Here is a 25,874-nt window from a genome sequence, read left to right on the forward strand (position 1 = left end):
AAAGCATATCATTATGACGACAGCGAACATGTCATTAATCAAAGACAGTATTGCCACTGTTCCGGACTACCCAAAGCCGGGTATTATGTTCCGTGATGTAACATCACTACTAGCAAATCCTGCTGCTTTCAAAGCAACCATTGATGCTTTTGTTGCAGCATACCAAGACGCTGGTTTTACTAAAATCATCGGTACGGAGTCACGTGGCTTCATTTTTGGGGCGCCATTGGCTTATGAGCTGGGTATTCCATTTATTCCTGTACGCAAACCAGGCAAGCTACCACGTGAAGTGATCAGCCAGTCTTACGAGCTTGAGTACGGCCAAGATACCCTTGAGCTCCATGCCGACGCGATTGCGGCCGGTGACAAAGTATTGTTAGTAGATGACTTGTTGGCAACAGGTGGTACTATTGAAGCGACCGCAGCATTGGTTAAACGCCTAGGTGGTGAAGCCACTGATGCCGCATTTGTTATCTCATTGCCTGGTCTTGGCGGCGAGCAAAAAGTCAAAGACTTAGGCATTGAAATCCTCTCATTAGTTGAGTTCGAAGGCGAATAAGCATGAGCTATCAGGTTCTGGCAAGAAAATGGCGACCACAAAACTTCCACCAGTTAATGGGGCAAGAGCACGTTAAGCAGGCGCTGGTTAACGCGCTGAATGAACAACGTTTGCATCACGCTTACCTGTTCACTGGAACCCGTGGTGTGGGCAAAACCACCATTGCCAGAATCTTTTCGAAAAGCCTCAACTGTGAGCAAGGGGTGACATCGACCCCATGTGGTCAGTGTAGTGCCTGCAGTGAAATCGAAGCAGGTAAGTTTATTGACTTGATTGAAATTGATGCGGCCTCTCGCACTAAGGTAGAAGACACGCGAGAAATCTTGGATAACGTGCAATATGCTCCGACTCGGGGACGCTACAAAGTGTACTTGATCGACGAAGTGCATATGTTATCAAAGCATAGCTTTAATGCCTTGTTGAAAACCTTAGAAGAGCCGCCACAACACGTTAAGTTTCTACTGGCGACCACCGATCCGCAAAAGCTGCCAGTGACTATTTTATCCCGCTGTTTGCAATTTAACCTTAATGCCATGACGCAAGACCAAATTGTCGAGCAGCTGCAGAAGGTGTTACCACAAGAGCAAGTCAGTTTTGATCCTGTGGCCTTGCAAACCTTGGCCAAAGCCGCCGATGGAAGTATGCGAGATGCCCTGAGCTTAACCGATCAAGCGATTGCTCAAACTAACGGTAATCTTACTCTAGCGGCGGTGCAGTCAATGCTAGGGTTAATGGATAGCGCCCATGCGGTTATCTTGCTCTCGGCCATCTTGTGTCATGATGGTGAAGCTTTGATGCAAGCTGTTGACAAAATTGCTCTACAAAATGGCAACTTTGTCAGTGTGTTAGACGATATGATTGCGTTATTACACGCAGTTCAACTGACCCAGCTGGTAACGAGTGCGGCCAAGATATCGAACTTTGATAGTAACGATATTGAGTTGTTTGCTCAGCAAATGTCACCACAGCAGGGGCAATTGCTGTATCAATTGCTATTAAATGGCAAAAAAGATTTAAAGTGGGCACCTGAGCCGAAATTAGGCTTTGAAATGATCATGTTGCGACTGTTAGCATTCGAGCGCGATGATCACTCTGCGGCTGTGCCTGTGTCCAGTGCCCCCTCACCGCAAAAGGATGACAAGGTTGGCGGTTTACGTGAGCTATTAAAAAAGCCCACCGTAGCAAATGCAGAGCCTCAAGAGCCAGCAGCTGTGAGCAAAGGTGAGGTTGCGAATACCACGCCACCTTCTGCGCCAGCAGAGCAAAGCACTACGACTGAGACACCGCAGCAAGCGCCGAAACAAGAACAGCAAAGTAGCCCGCCACCAGTGACTGAGGCGACGGAAACAGACATTGCCCAGCAATATGACCAAGTTATGTCACAGGCTGCTGAGCAAGGCTTTACGCCTGATGCCGCTAATCACTTTGTAGCCAGTGAGTCGCAACCTCAACCGCAATCAGATACGGTGCCAGCAGCTGCGGATGATTCAACACCACAACAGCAAGTCGGCAACGTTTCTGAGCAGCACTCTCAGGCACAGTCTGCAATAGCACGAATATTAAAGAATCGTAATATCTCTGGGGCTGGCAAACTGGTGGGGGCAAATGGCGAGGTAAAAAAGTCTGAGGCGCCTGAGGCGCCAACCGAAACGGCTAGCACCACCGCGTTCGAGCAGCCCAACGAGCAACCTGCCGTAGCGCCAGAGCCGGTGCCGCCGCGTCCTCGTCCGGAGAAAAAAGCCGCGTTTCAAGAACGCCACAAACCGATCACGGAAAATTTAGCTCCTGAGCTATTAGAGCAATTATCACCAGAGCCGGCCACCTCGGATACAGAGGGTAACGAGGTAGAGATACCAGCTCCGGAAAATTTCGTCAGTCCCATCAGCGAGATTAAATTTGCCCATCAGCAAGATGATTGGGCGAGTATGATTGAACAAATGCAATTGGGAGGGCGAATCCGTCAGTATGCGCTGCACAGTATTTTTAGCCAAAACGGCTCAGAGGTTACGTTGCAAGTAGATAGCAACCAACAACACCTGGATTCGCAAGCGCTACGACAAAAACTCACCGAGAGTTTATCCCAGTTATTGGGGCAAGCCATTGAATTAGTTATTAGCTATAGCGATGGCTTGCAACATACGCCTTTTATTGTGCAGCAGCAATTAGATCAACATCGCCTAGCACAGGCGAAAAGCGCCATGCAAAGCGACCCCTTGGTCAGTGCATTTGTGCAAGAATTTGACGCAACGTTAGATGAAAATAGCGTTCAAGCATTGTAATTATGGGCTTTAGCCCTTATCTTTTATCTTATAAACCCTATTGAAGTACAAGAGAGCAGAGTATGTTTAAAGGCGGAATGGGCAACATCATGAAGCAAGCGCAGCAAATGCAAGAGCGCATGGAAAAAGCCCAAGAAGAAATTAAAACCCTAGAAGTGACTGGCGAAGCGGGTGCAGGCTTAGTGAAAGTAACTATGCTAGGCAGTCACAACGTTAAGCGCGTTGATATCGACGAAAGCTTAATGGAAGACGACAAAGACATGATCGAAGACCTACTTGCCGCTGCGGTTAACGATGCCGTACGTCGCGTTGGTGAAGAAACGCAAAAGCGTATGTCTGAAGTAACCGGTGGAATGCAAATGCCACCTGGTATGAAAATGCCGTTTTAATGTAAAACCTTATAAAAATAGCGCCGTTAAGGCGCTATTTTTACAAATAGCACAGACATTAAATTTTATCTTTTAAAATATCTCCAGATTTCTTATCTAGCTTTCCATTTTCCAATGTATGATTTTACCATGCAAACTTGGCTCACTTTAGAATTTAATCAACCAATTAGGTGTTAACCAAAAACCATTTGATGTGTCGCATGTTTCTTGACCTATTAGGATGTTATGGTTAACTTGGTTAAATATATTATTGCTACATTAGCAAGAAGAAAGGGGTCAAATATCTCATGGAAGAAATTAACAAGCAAAAGCAAGACAATATTGAGTTAGAAATTGACGTAATTTCGACTTTTTCACTTGCAGCACAGCAAAATTCATATTCAGTTTTGCGTAATATCCAAATCATTGTGCCGGAATGTTACGACAAACCAGTCCTAAGTAATTTAAAATTAAGATTGAATGCTATTGAAGGTTGGTTAGACTCCTCTGAGTGGCTTATTGATGAAGTGATTGCTGGACAGTCAGTTAAATTACCAGTCAAAGAACTTAAATTTCCTTTTGAAACACTTTTTGGCCTGACCGAAGAAGTTCTTCTAGGGCTTAAATTTGAGCTATTGGATGATGAAAACCTTCTCTTGTGCAGTAGTGAGCATAAAGTGAGTATTCTCCCTGCCAATTTTTGGGGGGGAGAGAGTCGTCAGCCAGATTTACTAGCTGCTTTTGTAAAGCCAAATGGTTTATACGTAGAATCTATAGTTAGAAAAGTTGCTTTACTCTTAGAAAGTAGTGGTCATGGACGCTCAGTGGATGGATATCAGTCGAACACTAGAGAAAAGGCATATTTGATGCTTGCTGCGCTTTGGAATGTCATTTTTCAAGAAAAGTTAGCATATGTTAGCCCTCCTCAAGGCTTCGCAAAAACTGGCCAACGTATTCGTCTAGCAGCGGATATCAGCCAATCTAAAATGGCCGCTTGTTTAGATTCTTCTGTCTTATTCGCAAGTTGTATAGAAGCTATGGGTCTAAATCCTGTGGTGGCTATCACTAGTGGGCATGCTTTTGCTGGTGCTTGGTTAATTGATGAAAAGTTGCCAATTCTTTGTAATGATGATCCGCAGGATATAAGAAAGCGCGTGGATAACCGAGACTTAGTCTTGTTTGAAACAACGCTCGTAACAAATGCTTCTCCTGTTACATTTGAACAAGCAAAAGATCATGCCAGAAATTTACTTGACGAGGATAAAGAAGAAGAGTTCGTAATGGTTTTAGATATTGGCCAAGCACGAGCTCAGTCAATTAAGCCGTTATCAACTATAGAAGAGGCTAAAGCTGAAACTGAATCAGTAGATGAAACTGTTGATCTTACTTTACCTGAGGTTCCTCCTTTACCTCCCGTTCGTGCTGAAGAGCGTATTGTCGAAGAAAGCCCTGAAACACGCATTGACTCATGGTGCCGAAAGCTTCTTGACTTAACTAAGAGAAATAAACTTTTAAATTTCAATGATAAGTCGGTATCTATAAAGTTATATTGTCCTGATATAGCTAATATGGAAGATATGTTGGCGGATGGGACAAAGTTTAAATTCTTATCAACTCAAGAAAGTCCATATTTTGATTCTGAACGAGACAGTGAGCTATTTCGTTTTCAAACCGGCTCGGAAATACATAAAGAGTACGCTCTTAATCAGTTAAATAATAAAGTTTTATTAGCTAACCAGCCTCCTAAAAGAGTAGAAAAAAATGCTATCGAGCTGTTTCGAAAAGCTAAAAATGATTTAGAAGAAAGTGGTTCAAATACACTTTTCTTAGCACTGGGGTTCCTTAAGTGGAAAGAGAACCCAGAGGATACCCGAAGCTTTAAAGCCCCATTAATTCTTATTCCAGTTAGCCTCACTCGAAAAAGTGCTCGAGCTCCCATTTATGTTGAGCAATTACAAGGTGAGGAAGCAATCTTTAATCTTACTTTGATCGAGTTTTTGCTATCTGAACACGATATCAACTTAAATGTATTTAAAGATGAGCTGCCTGAAGATGAAAGTGGGATAGATGTCCCATTTATTTGGAGTCAGGTAAGGCAGGCTGTCAGTGAGCAAAAGGGATTTGAGGTAGTTGAGGAATTAGTTTTATCTTCATTTTCATTTGCAAAATATTTGATGTGGAAAGACTTAAGAGACAGATTGGATGACTTAAAAGAAAATCGATTTGTTCAGCACTTAGTTGAAAGTCCCAAAGATGCTTATATTCAATCTGCTGAGTTTGTTGAACAATATCAAGTCGATGAGGATATAGACCCTGCTGAAGTGTTTACGCCTCTTAATTGTGATAGTTCTCAGTTAGTTGCTGTTGATGCTTCAGCAAAAGAGCAAGATTTTGTACTTGAAGGACCTCCGGGGACAGGTAAATCCGAAACAATAGCTAACATTATCGCTCATAATATTGGTAAGGGGCGAAAGGTTTTATTTGTAGCTGAAAAAATGGCTGCATTGAATGTAGTATACAAGCGATTGCAAAAAATAGGTTTGGACCATCTATGTTTAGAGCTTCACAGTAATAAAGCGAACAAAAAGGTCGTTTTAGAGCAATTAGCTCAGGCTTGGCAATCAAGAGAGGGATTAAATCCTAATGCGTGGTCTATGCATGTTTCTGAGCTAAAGGATAAAAAAGATAAGTTAAATGATTATGTGAGAGAGCTACATAAAAAATCACAGTCAGGAGTATCCGTTCGAGACGCAATATCAAGGCTTGCTCTTCATAAGGGGGAAGTCAAACTTAACTTAAATTGGCCATTAGATTTAAGTGCAGATAAAACCTTAAAAAGTGACTTGAACACACTAAATGAAATCGTTTTGCAGCTTAAAATTGCCTTTGAAGATATTCAAGAACTCGACTTTACTAGCTTCTCTTATATAGATGCTACTGCATGGTCAAATGTTTGGCAAAGCCAGCTAATAAATAAAGTTGAAGCTTGGTTTATTGAATTTGAAAGTATTACAGATAAATTCCAATCGGCTCTTTCTACCCTAGGCATCAATGCACCTGAGCTGAACAACAAGAATTTCTTGGCCTTGAATTCATTTTATGAATTAAAAGAACTTGTGAAGTATCTTGATATAACTTTTGTCTTAAAATCAGGCCTTAACGAGCGATTTGAGCTTATAGAGAACTTAGCGCTCAAAAAAGAAAAGTTAGATGAGCTTACTAGCAAGCTAGGTAGCAATATTGAAGTTAGTCAGCTATTGAAAGCTCCAATAAGCAGGTGGTATTCAGAATATGAAGCTGCAAATAGTAGTTGGCTTAAATCTCTATTTGCTAAGTGGAAAGTTAATAAACAAGCAAATGAGTTTGGGTTTAAGAAGTTTAGTGATCTTTCTATTTTAGCTGAGCTATTAGAAGCAAAGCAGCTTGCCAATGATATTTCTGAATCTAATGGTGAACTTGAAGCGTTAGGTATTTGGAAAGGTTGGTTAACAACTTCGAAAGACTTAATAGCTACCCTGGAGTTCGGAAGAAAAGTAAAAGCTAAGTTAAATAGCGCTCTTTCGTTATGTAATGACCCAGCAGAAGCTTTAATAGTAATTAAAAAGCAATTTGTTGACGGCAGAGATTTTATTGAAAACTCTCAAGTAGAGGCTAAATTAGATGATTTCGCCTCTAGTTATAAAGAGTTTGAACAGGCGCACAATAACTTACTCGATTTCAATGTCACAGATACTTCAGGTTTAAATTTAACTGCATTAAGTCAAGCCTTGAGTGTAATAAAAAACAATCAAGCGAAACTTAAAAGCTGGTGTGAATGGGTTAGCGCCAAAGATCAAGCTAATAGCGTAGGTTTAGACTCTATTGAGCAGGCATTAAGCCAAGGTGTTATTTCATCTTCAGAATTACTAGAGCAATTTGAGTTAGCTTATTTTTCTTGGCTTGCACCTCTTTTGATTGATGACAGTGTAATTTTAAGAGAATTTAAGGCTTCAACACATGAAGCTACTATTGAAGCATTCCGTAAATTAGATGAAAAAGTAGCTGAAGTAACAAGTGATTACATTATTGCTCTGGCTTCAAGTCGAGTGCCAACTAGTGAAGTCAAAGATGCTAAAAACGACCGTCACTTCGGAGTTTTGTCGAAAGAGATCCAGAAAAAAACTCGTCATATCCCAATTAGAGCTTTGATTAAAGAGCTTGGTGAGTCATTGCTGGAGCTTACTCCATGTATGATGATGTCACCGTTATCTGTTGCTCAATTTCTGCCATCAGACTTTAGAGGATTTGACCTAGTTGTATTTGATGAAGCATCTCAAATGACAACATGGGATTCTGTCGGCTCAATTGCCAGAGGGCGCAATGTAATTATTGTTGGTGATCCTAAACAAATGCCTCCAACCAACTTCTTCGCGGCCGGTACTTCCGATGCACCAGATGAAGAAGATCTTGAATCTATTTTAGATCAAGCTTTAGCTGCTCGATTACCGCTAAAAAGGTTGATGGGTCACTACCGAAGCAAACATGAGACTCTAATTGCATTCTCAAACAGCAAGTACTACGAAAACTCATTAGTAACTTACCCATCATCAGAGACAAAAGAGTCAGCTGTTTCTTTACATCGGGTTAATGGCCTTTATGCAAAGGGCAAGGGTCGGAACAATATCAAAGAAGCACAGGCTGTTGTAAACGAAATCACTAAGCGATTGCTCAACAAGCAGCAACAGAAATTGTCAATTGGTGTCGTTACTTTAAACACAGAGCAGCAACGCACTATTGAAGACTTACTCGATGATGCTAGAAGGAATAACCCAAAAATTGAAAAGTATTTTCATGAAGCAGAAACTAGAGAACCTGTTTTTGTTAAAAACTTAGAGTCAGTTCAAGGTGATGAGCGAGATATCATAATGCTTAGTTTAGGTTATGGTCCTACTGAGCCAGAAGCGAAAACGATGAGTATGAACTTCGGTCCATTAAACAAACAAGGTGGTGAGCGCAGACTTAATGTTGCCATTACGAGAGCAACGACTGAAGTCGTAATTTTCAGTAGTTTTGATTCTTCAATGATTGATTTGAGCCGTACCTCTTCAACTGCTATTGAACATTTAAAACATTATTTAGAGTTTGCTGAAAGAGGGCCTATTTCACTTGCGGAAAGTACGTCGGCTCGTTACGGAGTGGATCAGTTTGATAGTGATTTTGAACAAGCCGTTGCAAACGAATTACGCAACATGGGTTGGAAGGTCCAAACACAGGTTGGTGTCAGTAAGTTCAGAGTTGATTTAGGGATTCTTCATCCAGATAAACCCGGATGCTACATTGCTGGTGTCGAATGCGACGGTGCTACATATCACGGCTCACCAGCAGCTAGAGATAGAGATCGCGTAAGACAAATAATCCTTGAAAGTTTAGGTTGGAATATCGTTAGGCTCTGGTCTACGGATTATTTTGTAGATTCAGAAACCGCACTTAAAAAGTTAGATTCAAAGTTAAATGAAATACTTGCTACCGAGAGAGAAAAGGATAGCTTGTTAGAAGCAGAAGCAGAAGCAGAAGCAGAAGCAGAAGCAGAAGCAGAAGCAGAAGCAGAAGCAGAAGCAGAAGCAGAAGCATGCAATGATAAACCATCACCAGTAGATCAAAGTGAAACGACTATAACGCCAGATTTAAAGCCGTTTACTAGTATCGATTTTGACGCGAATAACTATTTTAAAGAGGAATACAAACCACGATTAATCGATATTGCTAAGGAAACACTTAAAGAAAGGCCAGGTATCACATTACATACTCTTGCTCTGGAAATTGCTAACTTACATGGCTTAACTCGCACAAGTAGAAAGCAAGTTAATTATATTTATGAGCTTATAGAGCCATGGGCTGGAGTAAAAGAGAATACTGGCTATTCACCAACCATTTGGCTCTCACCTGATGATAAGTGTAACTTAATAAGTTGGCGCGGTGTAAACGCGTTTGGATACGAGAGAAACTGGAAAGAACTAGCATATGAAGAGGCTCTGGGTTTAGCGACTTACGCTAAAACCCATAATCAATTAAACCCAGTTGAAGAAATGTGCTCTGAATTAGGTCTAAAAAGAAAACACGAAACTACAGTGAGGCAGTTTGAGCACTGGCTTTCATTAGTTGACTAGGCGAGAGAAATAGATTGGACACAATTACGTTAATAATACTGAAGCTACAGTTGTAACTTTTTGTTGAATACGCTTCTTCAGGCAGCGTGTATAAGAGCTGCAATCTAAAAATAGCGCCTTTAAGGCGCTATTTTTTTGCCTATTAACTCCCTAAAAGCGACCAATCAAGGATAGCTTGGCATGGAGCGGCTCACCGACGCTTGCTTGGTGCGTAGAGTGGGCACTGGGGAAGTAGAGCTTATCGGTTAGGTTTTGAATATTTAACTGCACTCGTAAGTCGTTTGAGACGTCGTAATAAGCGACAGCATCGAAACGCGTGTAGCTCGGCAATATGGCGTTGTTGCCATTATCAATATAGCTTTGGCCTTGGTAGGTAGCCCCTAGACCAACACCTAACACGGCATTTATCTGGTAATTAGTCCACACCGAGAAGGTGTTTTCAGGCAACTCTCGGGGCGTTCTGCCGGTAGGCCCATTGCGGTCAACAATTTCACCCTCTAGATAGCTGTAGTTGACAGAAAGGCGCCAGTCATCGCTAATGGTGCCGGTCAGTTGCAGTTCAACACCCGAAATCTCTGAATCAATGACATCCAGGGTTTCGGGGTCGTTATCGGCAACCTGCGGTGAACTTTGCTCATTTTCAAATAGGGCGGCGGTAAAGCTCAGGCCAGAGTCAAAGTTCCACTTCAACCCGATTTCTTGGTTGGAGTAAGTGTCTGGGTCTAGCTGATTATTATTGCCATTGATATTGGCATATTGCTCACCGCTTCGTGGCAAGAAGGACTCACTGTAGCTGGCATAAACGGAGACGTTTTCCATCGGTTTGTAGATAAGCCCAGCACGGGGAGAGATCTCTTCATCTTTTCGGCTGCGGGTTTCAAGCACCGTGGGCATGGCATTGAATACCTCGATATCAAAGCTATCGAAGCGCGCGCCTAAGACAATATCAAATTGTTCGGTGATGGCAATTTCATCTTGCAGATAAAAAGAGAAGACATCGAGGTTGACGCGGGTGTCATCATTTAAATCGCTAAAGCCTGTGGTAAATGCCACCTCATTTGCATTGGTTCCTGCAAAAGCGTTAAAGTCGAGTGGTCGCTCAACATTGAAGCGCTCTTTATCGGAGTTTGTGGTACTGAACACCGGGTTAAAGCGGTTTTGGTCTGAGTTAGTTTGGATCCATTCACTGCCGACAATAATGGTATGTTCTATATCGCCTGTTTGTAATTCTGCAATGAGGTTACCTGAGAGAATGAAGTTGTCACGTACGGTTTCATCAATATAACCATCTAACTCAACAATGTTGCTTACTGGGTCGTAATCGCTAGCATAAAAGTTAGCATACACTTTATCGTAGTCACCATAAAAGGCATTGAGATTACCCTTGATGTTATCGCTGAACTGATGGCTAAGGTTGGCGCGCAAAGTGTGGGCGTCTAATTGATGATAATTGTTTTGCGGATCGGCAAAAACAATATTATTTAATGCCACCACGGGGCGACCATTTTCAGCGGTTGGAATACCGCGGTCGATGAAGCGTTCATGGTTAATGTATTCATAACTCAGGTCGAGCAAGGTGGTGTCGTTGAGTTCAAAGTGCATGGTGGGGTTCACACCCAAGCGCTCACCGTCGTAAAAGTCTCTGTCTCCCTCTATTTGCTGATACATGGCATTCATTCGTAATGCCGAGTTTTGTGAGGTCATGGTGTTTATGTCGACTTGACCGTTAACGCCACCAAAGCTATCAACAGAAGTGTTAAAGCCGACGAATTGAGTATCTAACTGGGCTTTTTTTGATACTCGATTAATTATCCCGCCAGTACCACCGCGACCAAATAATAGCGCATTCGGGCCCCGTAATACCTCTACTTGCTCAACATTGTACAAAGCACGGTAATACTGCACATCGTCACGATTACCATCGATGTAGAAATCGGCGGTAGAGCGCACACCACGAAATACCACAGCATCACGATGGCCTTCACCCTGAGAGTTATTTATGCCTGGAGTATAGTCAACAATGGCGCCAATGCTGGTGATGCCGCGTTGGGTAATTTCTTCCGCGGTCATAATAGATAAGCTTTGTGGCACATCAATAATAGGGGTAGGGGTTTTAACTGAATTGGACTTGTTGATAGATAAATGTTGGCCTTCAACGGTAATCTTTTCTATGTCTTCTAAGTTAGCTAAAGCAGATTGGCTGATTGTTAGTGCAGCAGCTATACAGGTTAATGTAAACTTCAAAACTCAATCCTCAGTGGTTACTTCGAACATTATTAAGTAAAAAAACCGTATAGTAATACTGTCACTTGTTTAATTAAGATCATTCTAATGAGAGTGATTTTTATTTTTGTTCGCTAAAATATTAGGATCTGAAGCTGAAAAGTGTGACTGCGGCTGTGTATTTATTTTGGCAGCTGCGCCTAACTGTGGTGTTAGGCGCAGTTATAAGCGCATTGATTTTGTTGCGCCTAATAATAGTTGACGTGCTATTAGGTTAGCGTTGCTCTAGCTGAATAACGATAGTGCTAACAATTAATTAGCACTAATAGTGGTTAGTTCGCGCTAATCTCACCATGACAATAAAACCATGGGGCAATTAGCAACGATTACCAAATACGAACGCGGTCTTCAGGTGCTAAGTACAACTTATCTCCAGGCTTAACATCGAACGCTTTGTACCAAGCATCGTGGTTACGTGGTGCTAAAGCTCTATATCGCCCAGGAGCGTGGGTACCAGCACGAAGCTGATTGAGCATACTTTGTTCGGTACGTTTTTCTTTCCATACTTGCGCCCATGCTAAGAAAAAGCGTTGGTCACCGGTAAGGCCGTCAATAATTGGTGCTTCTTTGCCACCTAAGCTTAACTTGTAGGCATGATATGCCATTGCCAAGCCACCGACATCACCAATGTTTTCACCTAAGCTGTTGCGGCCATTAACAAAGTTACCTTCGATTGGTTCATATTGACTGTATTGAGCCGCAAGTTTATCTGCTTTTTCTTCAAATGCAGCGCGGTCAGCATCACTCCACCAATTACGTTGAACACCAGAGGCGTCTGACTTCGAGCCTTGGTCATCAAACCCGTGTCCCATTTCATGGCCTATCACGGCACCAATACCACCGTAGTTGACGGCAGGATCCGCATTTGGATCGAAAAATGGAGGTTGTAAAATTGCGGCAGGGAACACGATTTCATTAAATGAGCTATTGTAATAAGCATTCACACGTTGTGGTGTCATTCCCCAACGGTTACGATCGGTTTTTTCTAGCTCTTTGGCAACACTTTCATTGCGGAAAAACGTTCTTAAGTTCTTAACATTAGACATTAAATCATCATCAGTTAATGTTAAGCCAGCAAATGACTGCCACTCATCAGGGTAACCAATTTTAGGAGTGAAGGCAGCAAGTTTCTCTTGCGCATTGACCTTAGTTTCTTCTCCCATCCAATCTAAGTTTTCAATTCTTTCGCCTAAAGCTTTACGTAAATTCTCTACCAGCTCAGACATCTGTTGCTTTGAAGACTCAGGGAAGTAGCGATCTACATACACTTTACCGATAGCAAAACCTAGAGACTGAGTACCTGACATTGCACTTATTGCGCGTTTCCAACGATCGCGAGGTTGTTGCTGTCCACTTAAGTGCTTACCATAAAACGCAAAGTTAGTGTTAAAAACGTCTTCTGATAACAATGAAGCGTTACCACTTAGGGCATGGTATGCCAAATAATCTTTCCATACGTTTATGTCTTCAGAGTTAATAAGCTTAATCATTGCTCTGATCGGCTCAGGTTGCGCCATATTCAGCTGTGGGACTTTGTAACCCGTTTGCTGGAAGTATAAATCCCAATTAAAGCCGGGGTATTGAGCATCTAAGTTTTCACGTTTGATTTGATTTAAGGTTAGATCTCGGTTTCTTCGCTTTTCTCGTGGCCAATGGCCTGCAGCTATTTTAGTTTCAAGTGCCAAAATGGACTCTGCACGCTCCATAGCCTTATCTTTGCCGATAATTTTCAGCATGTCAGCAATGTGCTTAACATACTCTGCACGGGTTTTGACAAAACGCTCAGCATCCTCTAAATAAAATGAACGGTCTGGAAGGCCTAATCCACCAGCCCCCATAGACATTTCGTATTTATTCGGGTCTAAACGGTTGAACCACATTCCACCGCCAATTGGCGACTTAACACCGGTGAGCCAAGATTCTCCGAATACTTTTGTTAGGCCATCAGTATCTGTGATGGCATCGATTTCTTGTAGCAGTGGCTCGATGGGTTTAGTGCCTAATTTATTTAACCTTTCAACGTCCATATAGGCGTTGTAGAAATCAGCAATAAGCTGTTGCTCTTCATTTAGGTCTTTAGCATTAGCGATTTCTTCAACGATAGTTTTAACCTGTTCCTCGCTGCGCTCAGCTAACGCTGAGAAAGCACCAAATCGTGTTTTGTCCGCTGGCATTTTATAGTTTTCATACCAAGTGCCGCTGGCATACATAAAAAAGTCGTCGCCAGGCTTAACACTTTCATCACGAGCAGACAGGTCAACTCCAAAAGTGCCCAGTTCTGCTTGTGGGCTATCTGTTTTAGCCGCAACTTTTTCAACTTCACTACTGTTGTCATTAATACTTGGTTCACTGCAACCGCTTAACATCAAGGCTGCTAATGAACTTGCTATAATTGTTTTTTTCATTACTTTTCTCTAGTTATAGATATCATCAATCATTTGCGGCAAGATAATCCTGCCCATGCTCTATGATTCTTAAATTAATTAGGTACTAACTCAACTTTTTACGGTGAATGAATGGTAGATGGTTCAGGCTGTAGCTTGTAGCGAGTGTAGAGTTGGTAAATACACCGGGCTTTTATTCAACGCAAAGATCCCTTATTATTTCGCCATAATCAGAAATAGGTGATCAGTCGATGCCTGTAATAGAAGTAACTTTATGCAATTATCTCCAAGTTTAACTGCGCTAATCGAAGCGTTACGCTGTTTACCTGGTATTGGGCCTAAATCGGCGCAACGGATCGCTTTTCATTTGCTTGAACGTGATAGAGACGGCGGTAGTCAATTAGGACAATGTTTGTCACACGCGATGCAAGCTGTAGGGCATTGCAGCAGTTGCCGGACGTTTAGCGAAGTAGAAACCTGTGATATTTGTCAGAGCGTTAAGCGTCAAGACACTGGGCTATTGTGTGTGGTTGAGTCGCCCACCGATGTTCTTGCCATTGAACAAACCGGACAATATAACGGCTTATATTTTGTGCTCATGGGGCATCTTTCCCCTTTGGATGGCATTGGCCCCAATGAAATTGGTTTAGATATTCTAGAAAGCAAACTCAGTGCAGGTGAGATAAAGGAAGTAATACTCGCCACGAATCCAACGGTTGAAGGCGAAGCGACTGCTCACTATATCTCTGAGCTATGCGATAAATACCAAGTCGATGCGTCACGTATTGCCCATGGCATGCCAGTGGGAGGGGAACTGGACTTGGTCGACGGCATGACATTGATGCATGCTTTTAGCGGCCGTAAAAAGTTGTCTTAAGCCCACTTCATGACTTCGCTCTACTTAACTAAGCAAAAGTAGGGCGAATTGCTAAAAATTAGCACTGTCCCTCTTGAATCCTTTTTCTCCCTCCCCCATATAGCAAGCATATTCAGGTTTTGTTTATACAAACTGCACTAATTGCTTATATTGGAGAGAACAATGTCCGCAGCTCAAAAAGAAACATTAGGCTTTCAAACAGAAGTCAAACAACTATTAAACCTAATGATCCACTCTTTGTACTCAAACAAAGAGATCTTTTTACGCGAATTGGTATCTAACGCATCCGATGCGGCCGACAAACTACGTTATCTAGCACTGCAAAACGGTGACCTTTATGAAGGTGACGCCGATTTACGTGTACGTATCAGCGTTGATAAAGACGCTAAAACTGTGACCATCGCTGATAATGGTATCGGCATGACGCGCGATGAGGTGATAAGCTCACTGGGCACCATTGCAAAGTCGGGCACAGCTGAGTTTTTCAAAAACTTAACCGGCGATCAGGCGAAAGATTCACAGCTCATTGGTCAGTTTGGTGTGGGTTTTTATTCTGCATTTATCGTGGCAGACAAAGTCACTGTTCGTACTCGTAAAGCGGGTGAAAAACACGCCATTGAGTGGGAATCACAAGGCGAAGGCGAGTTCACCATCGCCGACATCGACAAGCCTGAGCGCGGTACTGAAATCACGCTACACCTTCGTGATGACGAAACAGAGTTTTTAGAGTCTTACCGTCTGCGCGGTATTGTGACTAAGTATTCAGATCACATCTCCATTCCGGTTGAACTATACAAAGAGCCAGTCCCTGAGTCTGAAGGGCCTGACGGTGAAAAGATTGAAGCACAACCAGGTGAGTGGGAAGCCATCAACAAAGCGACTGCACTTTGGACGCGCGACAAATCTGAGATCAGCGAAGAAGAATACAAAGAATTCTACAAGCATGTGGGCCATGATTGGGAAGAGCCACTGACTTGGGCACATAACAAAGTAGAAGGTAAGACTGAATACACCAGCTTGTTATATATCCCAAAAAAAGCGCCGTTTGATTTATACAATCGCGAGCGCCAATCAGGTCTTAAGCTTTACGTGCAGCGTGTGTTCATCATGGATGACGCCGAGCAGTTTATGCCAAGCTACCTGCGCTTTGTGAAAGGCTTACTAGATTCTAATGATCTACCGTTAAATGTATCTCGTGAAATTCTGCAAGATAACAAGATCACTCAAGCGATCCGTAAAGGCTGTACTTCACGGGTATTAAAAATGCTTGATCGCATGGGCAAAAATAAGCCTGAAGACTACCAAGTATTTTGGAATGAGTTTGGTAATGTGATCAAAGAAGGCCCAGCAGAAGATATGGCCAACAAAGACGCCATTGCGAAATTATTGCGTTTCAGCTCGACTCACACAGACGAAGCAACTCAAAATGTCTCGCTGGAGCAATACATTGAGCGCATGAAAGAAGGTCAAGATAAAATTTACTATGTGGTTGCAGACAGCTTTGAAGCAGCGAAGAATTCACCGCACTTAGAAATCTTCCGTAAGAAAGGCATCGAAGTATTACTGCTAAGCGACCGTGTTGATGAGTGGATGATGAGCCACCTCACTGAATTTGAAGAAAAACAAATTCAATCCATTACGCGTGGTGATTTAGACCTTGGCGACATGGACGATGAGGAAACCAAAAAAGCTCAAGAAGAAAGTGAAAAAGAAGTCGAAGGCTTAATTGAACGCGTTAAATCAGTGCTAGGTGAAAAAGTCAAAGAAGTGCGCTTTACTCATCGTTTAACGGATTCTCCTGCGTGTGTTGTTGCCGACGACCACGACATGAGTTCGCAAATGCAAAAACTTATGGAGCAGGTTGGTCAAGCGGTGCCAGAAGCCAAGCCGGTATTTGAGCTAAACCCAGAGCACCAGTTAGTGAAGCACTTGAATGTGGAGCAAGACGAAGATAAGTTTGCCCAGTGGTCGGAAGTATTATTAGACCAAGCTATGTTGGCGGAGCGCGGTAGCTTAAAAGACCCAGCTGGCTTCGTTAGTCGCCTGAATAAGTTGATGCTTGATTTAAATAAGTAAGTTTATCAAGAGAGTTAAAAGCCAGTTGCAAGCATGCTTGCAACTGGCTTTTTTATTGCTTGGTGAATTATAGCTGCTCTAGGGCCTCTACTACCGGCTCATAGTCCGGCTCCTTTGAGAGGTTTTCTACCAGCTGCTTGTACACTACCTTATGGTCTTTATCGAGGACAAAAATAGCTCGGCTCAATAACCCCATATCTTTGATCAGTAAGCCATAATTTTCGCCAAACGAGTGCCATACAGAATCTGATAAGGTTTTTACTTTGTCGATATTTTCTGCTTTGCAGAAGCGTTTTTGCGCAAAAGGCAAGTCGGCGCTAATGGTGAGCATAGCGACATCGGGAAACTTGTCTGCCACCTGCTCGTTGAAATGCTTGGTTTGTAAACTGCAAGTGCCGGTATCTAAACTTGGCACTACGCTGATTAACACTGCGCGACGCTCAAAGTCTGCCAAGGTGACTGGCGTGAAATCGGCATCAGCGACTTTGAAGTCTGGCGCAGGCTGACCTTGATTGACGCCGGAGCCAAGTAATACTACTGCTTTACCACCTGCTTTCACTTTACCAGCATCGAGAGTATTCTCTTGCAGGTCAAAGGCAAGCGCCGAGGCACTAATAAGACTACTCGCTAACAATAGGGCTTTTAGCATAAAGTATTCCTTTTGAAGTTAACTTAATTTAATTGAGTGTATTATACTGACAGTAAGTAACCAAGCTTAAGCGATATTTAGATTGTCAATATTGATGTCTTTTATTAACATATGTCGCAATTTTGAGCTTTTATCTCACAATTATAACTAAAACTTCCCAACGATGTGCCGATAAGCATGGGAAATAGAAAAGAGAGCTTGTATGTCAACACTAGTCCTGATCTGCGACGATTCAAAACTTGCCCGCCGCCAATTGGCCCGGTCACTGCCTGATGATTGGGACATCAAGGTTGAGTTTGCTGAAAATGGTATTGAATGCATTGAACAAATTAAAGCACTCTCTCCTGAAATTCTGTTTCTTGATCTCAACATGCCGCAAATGGATGGTTATGGTGTACTCCAGGCCATTAATGAACAGGGCTTGTCTGTACTGACCGTAGTTGTATCCGGAGATATCCAGCCTAATGCCCACCAGCGGGTGATTGAATTGGGTGCCATTGATTTTATTCGCAAACCTTGCGATGCCGCTAAGCTTGCAGAGATTATTGAACATCATGGCATAAAAGATAAAGCCATCCGTGAAAGCTTAGTCCATAAGTTAGGTGAGCAATTAGACCCAGAAGTACGTGATATCTATCAAGAGCTCACCAACGTTGCTATGGGTCAAGCCGGAGACTTATTAGCGCGCCTACTTAACGTCTTTGTCGAGTTACCTATTCCCAATGTTAATGTCTTGGAAGTCAATGAGTTGCATATGGCCTTGCAAGCCATTGACGCCAATGCCACCACGTCTGGCGTTTGCCAGGGATTCATCGGTGGCGGGGTGTCTGGTGAGGCATTGCTATTATTAAATGACTCAAGTTTCAAAGAAATTGCCTCGTTAATGAACTACCATGGAGAGCTCAACAACAAGGTTGAGCTGGAACTGCTAATGGACATTAGCAATATTTTGATTGGCGCAATATTAACCGGTTTATCGAAACAGCTCGATATGTCTTTCAGTCAAGGGCACCCAGTTGTGCTTGGGCAGCATGCCGATGTCTCTGAGTTAGTTAAGGCGAATAAGTCGCGGTGGCAACGTACTTTAGCGATAGAAATTAGCTATGGAATAGAAGATCACAACATCAATTGCGATTTAATGTTACTGTTTACTGAGGATTCGCTGAAAACCTTGAAATATAAAGTAGCTTACTTATTGGATGATTAACGATGCCAGCAGCCGACTTTGATATGAATGAAATCCATTGGTTAATGGATATGTTTAACACCGTAGATGTAGGCTTGGTGGTGCTCGATCGCGACTACAAAGTATGTATTTGGAATGGTTTTATGGAAAATCATTCTGGCTTATTGCCAAGCGCGGTAAAAGACAAAGAAGTGTTCGACTTATTTCCTGGCATAGATGAGCAGTGGTTTCGCTCCAAAGCCGAGCCGGTATTTGTACTGAAAAATCGCTCTTTTACTATATGGGAACAGCAACCGTATATTTTTCGCTTTAAAAACTACCGTCCCATCACTGGTAAAGCGGATTATATGTACCAAAACGCTACTTTTATTCCTCTCACCACAGTCACAGGCGACGTCGGCCATATTTGTGTGATCATTTATGATGTTACCGATGAGGCGGTAAATAAGCTGGAGCTCGAATCGTTAAACAAGCAGTTAGAAAAAATCAGCCGAACCGACAGCCTGACTCAACTGCATAACCGCGGTTTTTGGGAAGAAAGCCTAAAACAAGAGTTTAAACGTTTAAAACGTAATCAGGGCCAAAGTGCGCTGCTGATGTTCGACATTGATCACTTTAAACGCATTAATGATGAATATGGTCACAGTGGTGGCGACGAAGCGATCAGACACATTTCTGATCTACTGCGTAAAACTTTACGTGAAACCGACACGGCAGGGCGCTATGGCGGGGAAGAATTTGCCGTTACCTTACTTGATACCGATGAGCCAGGAGCACTTACCTTTGCTGAGCGACTACGTTGCTTAATTGAAAACTCTTCCATCTACTACGATGAGCAGCGCATTAAGATAACTGTAAGCCTGGGTGTTGCCGTGTACACCGATGCCTTTGACAAGCATGAGCAATGGATTGAAGCCGCCGATCAAGCGCTGTACGCATCGAAAGAAAATGGTCGTAACCAAGTCACGGTGTATTCGTCAAAGCTTGGTAATAAATAACCTTTTTAGATGGCTGACCCATCAGGGTTCCAGCTGTTTAACTCTTTGTGTCTACTACTTTATAAATAAGCACTACGTTGTGTTTATGATGAGACAGGCCTACAGGCATGAATATTCTAATTAAATAAGAATCTTTTTGGCGAATCAACACCAATAGGAAGTGAACACTCACATTGGTGGCAGGCTGTTAATAGTATTACACTTTGAACCTCAGTATAAGCTGTTAAGCTGCCCGTTCGTTTTATCCAGGCACAATAACGGAAAACAGCGCGATAAAGTTGTACCAATAAATGTAAGTAGTGGTTTTACAGTGGCGCCTTAGCGGCTGTGTACACAGCTACAGCCAGCGTAAAGGAGTTACTGATCAGGACGAGCAGGAGATGGCGGACACCTCAACAAGCTAGGTACAGGTTAAAAAGTAATACCACTGGTTTGCAAACGGTGTTATTCACTTTCTTCCATCGGGCAGTGGGCAATTTCCTCAACCATACCTTCTTCACTTACTTGCTCTAGCCTTACTTTAAATCCCCATAAGCGGTAAAGGTGTTTAATTACTTCTTGCTTCGAACCTGCCAGTGGTATGCCCCCTTGTGGCACATAGCGCAAGGTTAAAGAGCGGTCGCCGCGAACATCAACATCATAAACCTGAATGTTAGGCTCATGGTTACTTAAGTTGTATTGTGCTGAGAGCGCACTGCGAAGCTGTTGGTAGCCCATTTCATCATGGATGGGACCCACCTCTAAGTGTGGCGATTTTTGCTTATCTACAATGGTAAACAGCTTAAAATCACGCATCAGCTTTGGCGACAAAAACTGACTGATAAAGCTTTCGTCTTTGAAATTTTGCATGGCAAAGTGCAAGGTTTCTAGCCAGTCAGCGCCGGCAAATTCAGGGAACCATTGTTTATCTTCAGCCGTTGGGTTTTCACAAATGCGGCGAATATCCACCATCATGTTAAAGCCTAAAGCATAGGGGTTTATGCCCGAGTAAAACTTGCTGTTGTAAGGGGGTTGATACACCACATTAGTGTGGCTTTGCAAAAACTCCAACATAAAGGCGTCACTTAATTTTCCCTCATCATAGAGGTGGTTTAAGATGGTGTAGTGCCAAAACGTGGCCCAGCCTTCATTCATTACCTGAGTTTGTCGTTGCGGGTAAAAATATTGTGAAACTTTACGTACGATACGAATTATCTCACGCTGCCAAGACTCCAGCAGTGGCGCATTCTTTTCAATAAAATAGAGAATATTTTCTTGTGGTTCAGAAGGAAAGCGCTGGCGCTTATCGATTGCTTCGTCCTCGCCTTTTGGAATTGTGCGCCACAACTCATTGACTTGAGATTGTAAATAATCTTCCCGCTCCTTTTGCCGTTTTTGTTCTTCAAACATGGAGATCCGCTGCGGCCGTTTATAGCGGTCAACACCATAGTTCATCAGGGCGTGGCAAGAATCGATTAAGTTTTCGACTTCGTCAATGCCATACTTTTCTTCACACTCGGCAACGTAATTTTTTGCGAACAGTAAATAATCAATGATGGAGGAAGCGTCGGTCCAAGTCTTAAACAGGTAATTACCTTTAAAAAACGAGTTATGACCATAACTGGCGTGGGCCATGACCAAGGCTTGCATTGGCATGGTGTTTTCTTCCATCAAATAGGCAATACAAGGGTCAGAATTGATGACAATTTCATAAGCCAGGCCCATTTGCCCACGCTTATAAGTTTGCTCTGTTTGAATAAACTTTTTACCATAAGACCAATGAGCGTAACCAATTGGCATACCCACACTGGAATAGGCATCCATCATTTGTTCCGCGGTGATCACTTCAATTTGGTTAGGGTATGTGTCCAGCTTATAGTGCTGGGCAACTCGAGCAATTTCTTGATGATATTCATCAAGCAAGTCAAAGGTCCAGTCAGGACCATCATCTAGCGGCTGGTATGTCATGGCACAACCTCCGAAACTCTTTACGCGGCACTTTGTTTGTCTTTGTTTTTCTTAAACAGCTCTCTGAAGATGGGGTAAATATCTTCAACACTGCGAATGTGCTGCATAGCAAAATTATCAAATGTATCAGCAAGCCCTTGATATTCACGCCATAGGCTTTGATGCGCTCGGGTAGTGATTTCAATATAGGCATAATAACGCACAATATTGAGCAGTTTGTTGCTGAGGATTTGTGTACATTGCGGCGAATCATCAGCCCAGTTATCACCATCAGAAGCCTGTGCTGCATAGATGTTCCAGTCGCCTTGAGCGTAGCGCTCTTGAATTATCTCATCCATTAACTTGAGGGCGCTGGATACGATGGTGCCCCCAGTTTCTTGAGAGTAGAAAAACTCTTGCTCATCGACCTCTTTTGCTTGAGTGTGATGGCGAATATAGACGACTTCAATGTCTTTGTAGGTGCGCGTTAAAAATTGATAGAGCAAAATGTAAAAACGTTTTGCCATGTCTTTGGTTGCCTGATCCATTGACCCTGAAACATCCATCAGACAAAACATAACCGCTTTGCTGGTGGGGTGAGGGCGGCGCTCGTAATTGCGAAAACGCAAATCATAGTCATCAATAAACGGCACGGCTGCAATCTGTTCTTTGAGGACTTGAATACGTTGTTCGATATCGCTAACTTTTTGTTGCGGTGGCACAGGCTCGGCCAACATCTGCTCAAGCTCTTCTTCGAGCTCTCTAAGCTCTTTACGCTTAGTTGAGGTCATGGCAATTCGTCTTGCCATTGAGCCTTTGAGGCTGCGCACAATATCTAGGTTACTGGGCATACCATCATTACAAAACCCGGCTCGATGAGTTTTCATTTGCATCAGTTTATCAAGCTGGCTTTGCTGTAGATTGGGTAATTCTAAGTCTTCAAACAATAAGTCTAAATACTCATCTTTAGAGATAGAAAACACAAAGTCGTCTTGTCCTTCACCTTGGTCGCTTGCTTCTCCTTCGCCGGCACCGCCGCCTTGGCCTGAGGGGGGACGCTGAATTTTGTCGCCAGTAGAGAACTGATCATTACCCGGGTGAACCATTTCTCTGTCGCCCCCTTTACCTTGATGAAAGGTGGGTTCGCTGATGTCTTTTTGCGGAATGGAAATACTTTCTCCGCTAGAAACATCGGTCACGCTGCGTTTGTTAATGGCCTCTGACACCGCCTTTTTTATCTGCTTTTTGTAGCGGCGGATAAAGCGTTGGCGGTTCAGAGTGCTCTTATTTTTGCCGTTTAAGCGGCGATCGATAAAATGCGCCATATAAACCCCTCTTCATACTAACAAGTTACTGTGACTTCCTAACCCGTAGATACCATTCGGATAGTAAGCGAACTTGTTTTTGCGTGTAGCCTTTATCAACCATACGGTTGACGAAGTCCTCATGCTTTTTCTGATCTTCAGCTGAGGTTTTGGCATTAAACGAAATAACAGGGAGTAAATCTTCGGTATTGGAGAACATTTTTTTCTCAATCACCGTTCTTAACTTCTCATAGCTGGTCCAGACGGGGTTCTCGCCATTATGATGAGCTCTTGCACGTAGGACAAAGTTGACGATTTCATTACGAAAATCTTTCGGATTTGAAATCCCAGCCGGCTTTTCAATTTTCTCTAACTCGGCATTGAGTGCTGCTCGATCAAACAACTGGCCAGTGTCTGGGTCACGATATTCTTGGTCTTGGATCCAGAAGTCTGCATAGGTGACATAGCGGTCAAAAATATTCTGACCATACTCAGAATACGACTCTAGGTAGGCTGTTTGCAGCTCTTTGCCAATAAACTCCACGTACTGCGGAATGAGATAGCCTTTTAAGTGGCTTAGGTAGCGCTCTTGAACTTCAGCACTAAATTGTTCACGTTCAATTTGTTGCTCTAAGACATAGAATAAGTGTACTGGGTTAGCGGCCACTTCACTGTGATCAAAGTTAAACACTCGAGACAAAATCTTAAAGGCAAAGCGTGTGGAAAGTCCGTTCATGCCTTCATCTACACCGGCATAGTCACGATACTCCTGATAAGACTTCGCTTTGGGATCCGTGTCTTTCAGGCTTTCGCCATCATATACTCGCATCTTCGAGTAAATACTGGAGTTTTCCGGCTCCTTGATCCGCGATAAGGTAGAGAACTTGGCCAGGGTTTCTAATGTCCCTGGGGCACAGGGCGCCTCTCTTAGTTCACTGTTTTCAATAAGTTTTTCGTAAATTTTAACTTCTTCGGAAACGCGTAAGCAGTAAGGCACTTTGACAATATAAACACGGTCTAAAAATGCCTCGTTGTTTTTATTGTTTTTAAAGGTTTGCCATTCAGACTCATTAGAGTGAGCCAGAATAAGACCACTGAATGGCAATGCTGAAATTCCCTCGGTGCCGTTATAGTTGCCCTCTTGCGTGGCAGTTAAGAGCGGGTGCAGCACCTTAATGGGGGCTTTGAACATCTCAACAAATTCCATCAGACCTTGGTTGGCCAAACACAGGGCGCCAGAGTAGGCATAAGCATCGGGGTCGTTTTGTGCGAAATGCTCTAGTTTACGAATGTCTACTTTACCAACTAAGGCAGAAATATCTTGGTTGTTTTCATCGCCAGGCTCGGTTTTCGCAATGGCAACTTGATCTAAAATAGACGGGTAGCGTTTGACCACCTTAAACTTGGTGATGTCACCATTATATTCATGGAGGCGTTTGGTGGCCCAAGGTGACATAATGGTTTTAATATACCGACTTGGAATGCCATATTCTTTTTCCAGTAATTCAGCATCTTCATGGGGGCTAAATAGGCATAATGGATGGTCGTTTACCGGTGAGCCTTTTAAGGTATAGATAGGTACCTTTTGCATTAAGTACTTGAGCTTTTCAGCAATAGAAGACTTACCACCACCCACAGGGCCGAGCAAATAAAGCACCTGCTTACATTCTTCTAAACCTTGAGCGGCATGTTTGAGGTAAGAAACGATTTGCTCAATCGCATCTTCCATGCCGTAAAAATCATTGAAAGCCGGATAGCGAGCAACCACGCGATTTGAAAATAAGCGGCTTAGCCGAGCGTCTTTTGATGTGTCTATCATTTCGGGTTCGCCAATGGCCATTAATAGTCGCTCTGGGGCGCTGGCATAGGCAGATTTATCATTTTTACAGATGTCGAGAAATTCCGCGATGGTGTACTCTTCTTCTTGCGCGGCTTCATATCTGGCCTGATAATGTTCAAAAATTGTCATAACGACCTCCAATAAGCTACTTTGCGTGGATTGCGGATCACTGATTAGGAAAGATACTTAAAGCTTAGTCGTGATATGAAATAATACCCAAAAAAAACCAGATTTTTTATGTATTAATGTTAAGTTACAGACATGAAAAAGGGCGCCTTAGCGCCCCATTATTGCATCAATTATGATAGTCGATGTTACGCTAGGTTGCTGTTAGCAAAGTCCCAGTTAACAAGCGCCCAGAAACCTTTAAGGTAATCAGGACGAACATTGCGGTAATCGATGTAGTATGCGTGTTCCCAAAGATCCACAGTTAGGATAGGCGTTACACCTTCTTCTGTTAGTGGAGTTGCCGCATTTGAAGTGTTGACAATATCTAGAGAACCGTCAGCAAGCTGTACTAACCAAGTCCAGCTTGAACCAAAGTTGTTTACTGCTTTGTCATTGAATGCTTCTTGGAACGCTGCAAAAGAGCCCCATTTAGCGTTGATAAGCTCAGCAACTTTACCTGTAGGCTCGCCACCAGCGTTTGGTGCTAGGCTGTGCCAGTAGAAAGTGTGGTTCCAGATCTGTGCAGCATTATTGAAAACACCACCTTCAGAGTTACATACGATCTCTTCTAGTGACTTTCCTTCTAAGTCAGTACCTTCAACAAGACCATTTAGCTTAGTCACATATGTATTGTGATGTTTGCCGTGATGGTATTCTAACGTTTCTTGAGAGATGTGCGGCTCAAGAGCGTTTATTGCATAAGGTAGTGACGGTAGTTCAAATGCCATATTAATCTCCATTTTTTTGGTTAATTTGCCAATCGTGATACGAAAGGTAGCCAAGTTCAGCCCACTTTTCTATACGATCGACCTATATAGTGATACTATAATT

The 25,874-nt window shown here is 42.9% G+C and carries 15 protein-coding genes; 8 read left to right on the forward strand and 7 right to left on the reverse strand.

The window, feature by feature from the left end; all coding sequences use genetic code 11:
* Window positions 1-13: 13 nt before the first annotated feature.
* The 4 genes from apt to R3P39_RS04115 all read left to right on the forward strand — a co-directional run bounded on the left by apt (window position 14) and on the right by R3P39_RS04115 (window position 9,352).
* Complete coding sequence (gene apt / locus R3P39_RS04100; protein WP_336565828.1) at window positions 14-559, forward strand: adenine phosphoribosyltransferase; 546 nt, start codon at window positions 14-16, stop codon at window positions 557-559.
* A 2-nt stretch (window positions 560-561) separates the two neighbouring features.
* Window positions 562-2,838 (forward strand): DNA polymerase III subunit gamma/tau, encoded by a 2,277-nt coding sequence (gene dnaX / locus R3P39_RS04105; RefSeq protein ID WP_336565829.1) that lies wholly within the window; start codon window positions 562-564, stop codon window positions 2,836-2,838.
* A 62-nt stretch (window positions 2,839-2,900) separates the two neighbouring features.
* Window positions 2,901-3,227 carry a YbaB/EbfC family nucleoid-associated protein gene (locus R3P39_RS04110; RefSeq protein ID WP_336565831.1) on the forward strand — a complete coding sequence of 109 codons (327 nt, stop codon included), beginning with the start codon at window positions 2,901-2,903 and terminating at the stop codon, window positions 3,225-3,227.
* A gap of 287 nt (window positions 3,228-3,514) precedes the next feature.
* Entirely contained in the window at window positions 3,515-9,352 is a 5,838-nt protein-coding gene (locus tag R3P39_RS04115; RefSeq protein ID WP_336565832.1) for a DUF4011 domain-containing protein, read from the forward strand.
* 150 nt (window positions 9,353-9,502) lie between these two features.
* Here R3P39_RS04115 and R3P39_RS04120 read toward each other — a convergent pair whose 3' ends face one another.
* Together R3P39_RS04120 and R3P39_RS04125 are read right to left on the reverse strand one after the other, a co-directional pair.
* On the reverse strand, window positions 9,503-11,596 hold the full coding sequence (locus R3P39_RS04120) for a TonB-dependent receptor (RefSeq protein ID WP_336565833.1): 2,094 nt from the start codon (window positions 11,594-11,596) through the stop codon (window positions 9,503-9,505).
* 365 nt (window positions 11,597-11,961) lie between these two features.
* Window positions 11,962-14,040, reverse strand: coding sequence for a M13 family metallopeptidase (locus tag R3P39_RS04125; protein WP_336565834.1), 2,079 nt, complete (start codon window positions 14,038-14,040; stop codon window positions 11,962-11,964).
* 253 nt (window positions 14,041-14,293) lie between these two features.
* Between R3P39_RS04125 and recR the strand changes: the two genes are divergently transcribed.
* Both recR and htpG read left to right on the forward strand, forming a co-directional pair.
* Window positions 14,294-14,896, forward strand: a complete 603-nt coding sequence (gene recR, locus R3P39_RS04130) for a recombination mediator RecR (RefSeq protein WP_336565835.1) — start codon at window positions 14,294-14,296, stop codon at window positions 14,894-14,896.
* Window positions 14,897-15,058: 162 nt separating this feature from the next.
* The gene (gene htpG / locus R3P39_RS04135; protein ID WP_336565837.1) at window positions 15,059-16,972 is read left to right on the forward strand and encodes a molecular chaperone HtpG; all 1,914 of its coding nucleotides are present in this window, start codon (window positions 15,059-15,061) and stop codon (window positions 16,970-16,972) included.
* Between the two features lie 67 nt (window positions 16,973-17,039).
* Here the strand turns inward: htpG and tpx are convergent, their stop codons facing one another.
* Window positions 17,040-17,621 (reverse strand): thiol peroxidase, encoded by a 582-nt coding sequence (tpx, locus tag R3P39_RS04140; protein WP_336565839.1) that lies wholly within the window; start codon window positions 17,619-17,621, stop codon window positions 17,040-17,042.
* 202 nt (window positions 17,622-17,823) lie between these two features.
* Here tpx and R3P39_RS04145 point away from each other — a divergent pair, with 202 nt between their 5' ends.
* Window positions 17,824-18,828 carry a response regulator gene (locus tag R3P39_RS04145; RefSeq protein ID WP_336565840.1) on the forward strand — a complete coding sequence of 335 codons (1,005 nt, stop codon included), beginning with the start codon at window positions 17,824-17,826 and terminating at the stop codon, window positions 18,826-18,828.
* A gap of 2 nt (window positions 18,829-18,830) precedes the next feature.
* Window positions 18,831-19,805 carry a sensor domain-containing diguanylate cyclase gene (locus R3P39_RS04150; RefSeq protein ID WP_336565842.1) on the forward strand — a complete coding sequence of 325 codons (975 nt, stop codon included), beginning with the start codon at window positions 18,831-18,833 and terminating at the stop codon, window positions 19,803-19,805.
* Between the two features lie 444 nt (window positions 19,806-20,249).
* Here R3P39_RS04150 and R3P39_RS04155 read toward each other — a convergent pair whose 3' ends face one another.
* From R3P39_RS04155 to R3P39_RS04170, 4 genes are all read right to left on the reverse strand, one after another.
* The gene (locus R3P39_RS04155) at window positions 20,250-21,752 is read right to left on the reverse strand and encodes a SpoVR family protein (protein WP_336565843.1); all 1,503 of its coding nucleotides are present in this window, start codon (window positions 21,750-21,752) and stop codon (window positions 20,250-20,252) included.
* Window positions 21,753-21,772: 20 nt separating this feature from the next.
* Window positions 21,773-23,056, reverse strand: coding sequence for a YeaH/YhbH family protein (locus R3P39_RS04160; protein WP_336565845.1), 1,284 nt, complete (start codon window positions 23,054-23,056; stop codon window positions 21,773-21,775).
* A gap of 25 nt (window positions 23,057-23,081) precedes the next feature.
* On the reverse strand, window positions 23,082-25,004 hold the full coding sequence (locus R3P39_RS04165; protein ID WP_336565847.1) for a PrkA family serine protein kinase: 1,923 nt from the start codon (window positions 25,002-25,004) through the stop codon (window positions 23,082-23,084).
* 185 nt (window positions 25,005-25,189) lie between these two features.
* On the reverse strand, window positions 25,190-25,771 hold the full coding sequence (locus tag R3P39_RS04170) for a Fe-Mn family superoxide dismutase (RefSeq protein WP_336565848.1): 582 nt from the start codon (window positions 25,769-25,771) through the stop codon (window positions 25,190-25,192).
* Window positions 25,772-25,874: the final 103 nt, after the last annotated feature.

Source organism: Pseudoalteromonas sp. UG3-2, assembly GCF_037120705.1.
Classification (GTDB): Bacteria; Pseudomonadota; Gammaproteobacteria; order Enterobacterales; family Alteromonadaceae; genus Pseudoalteromonas.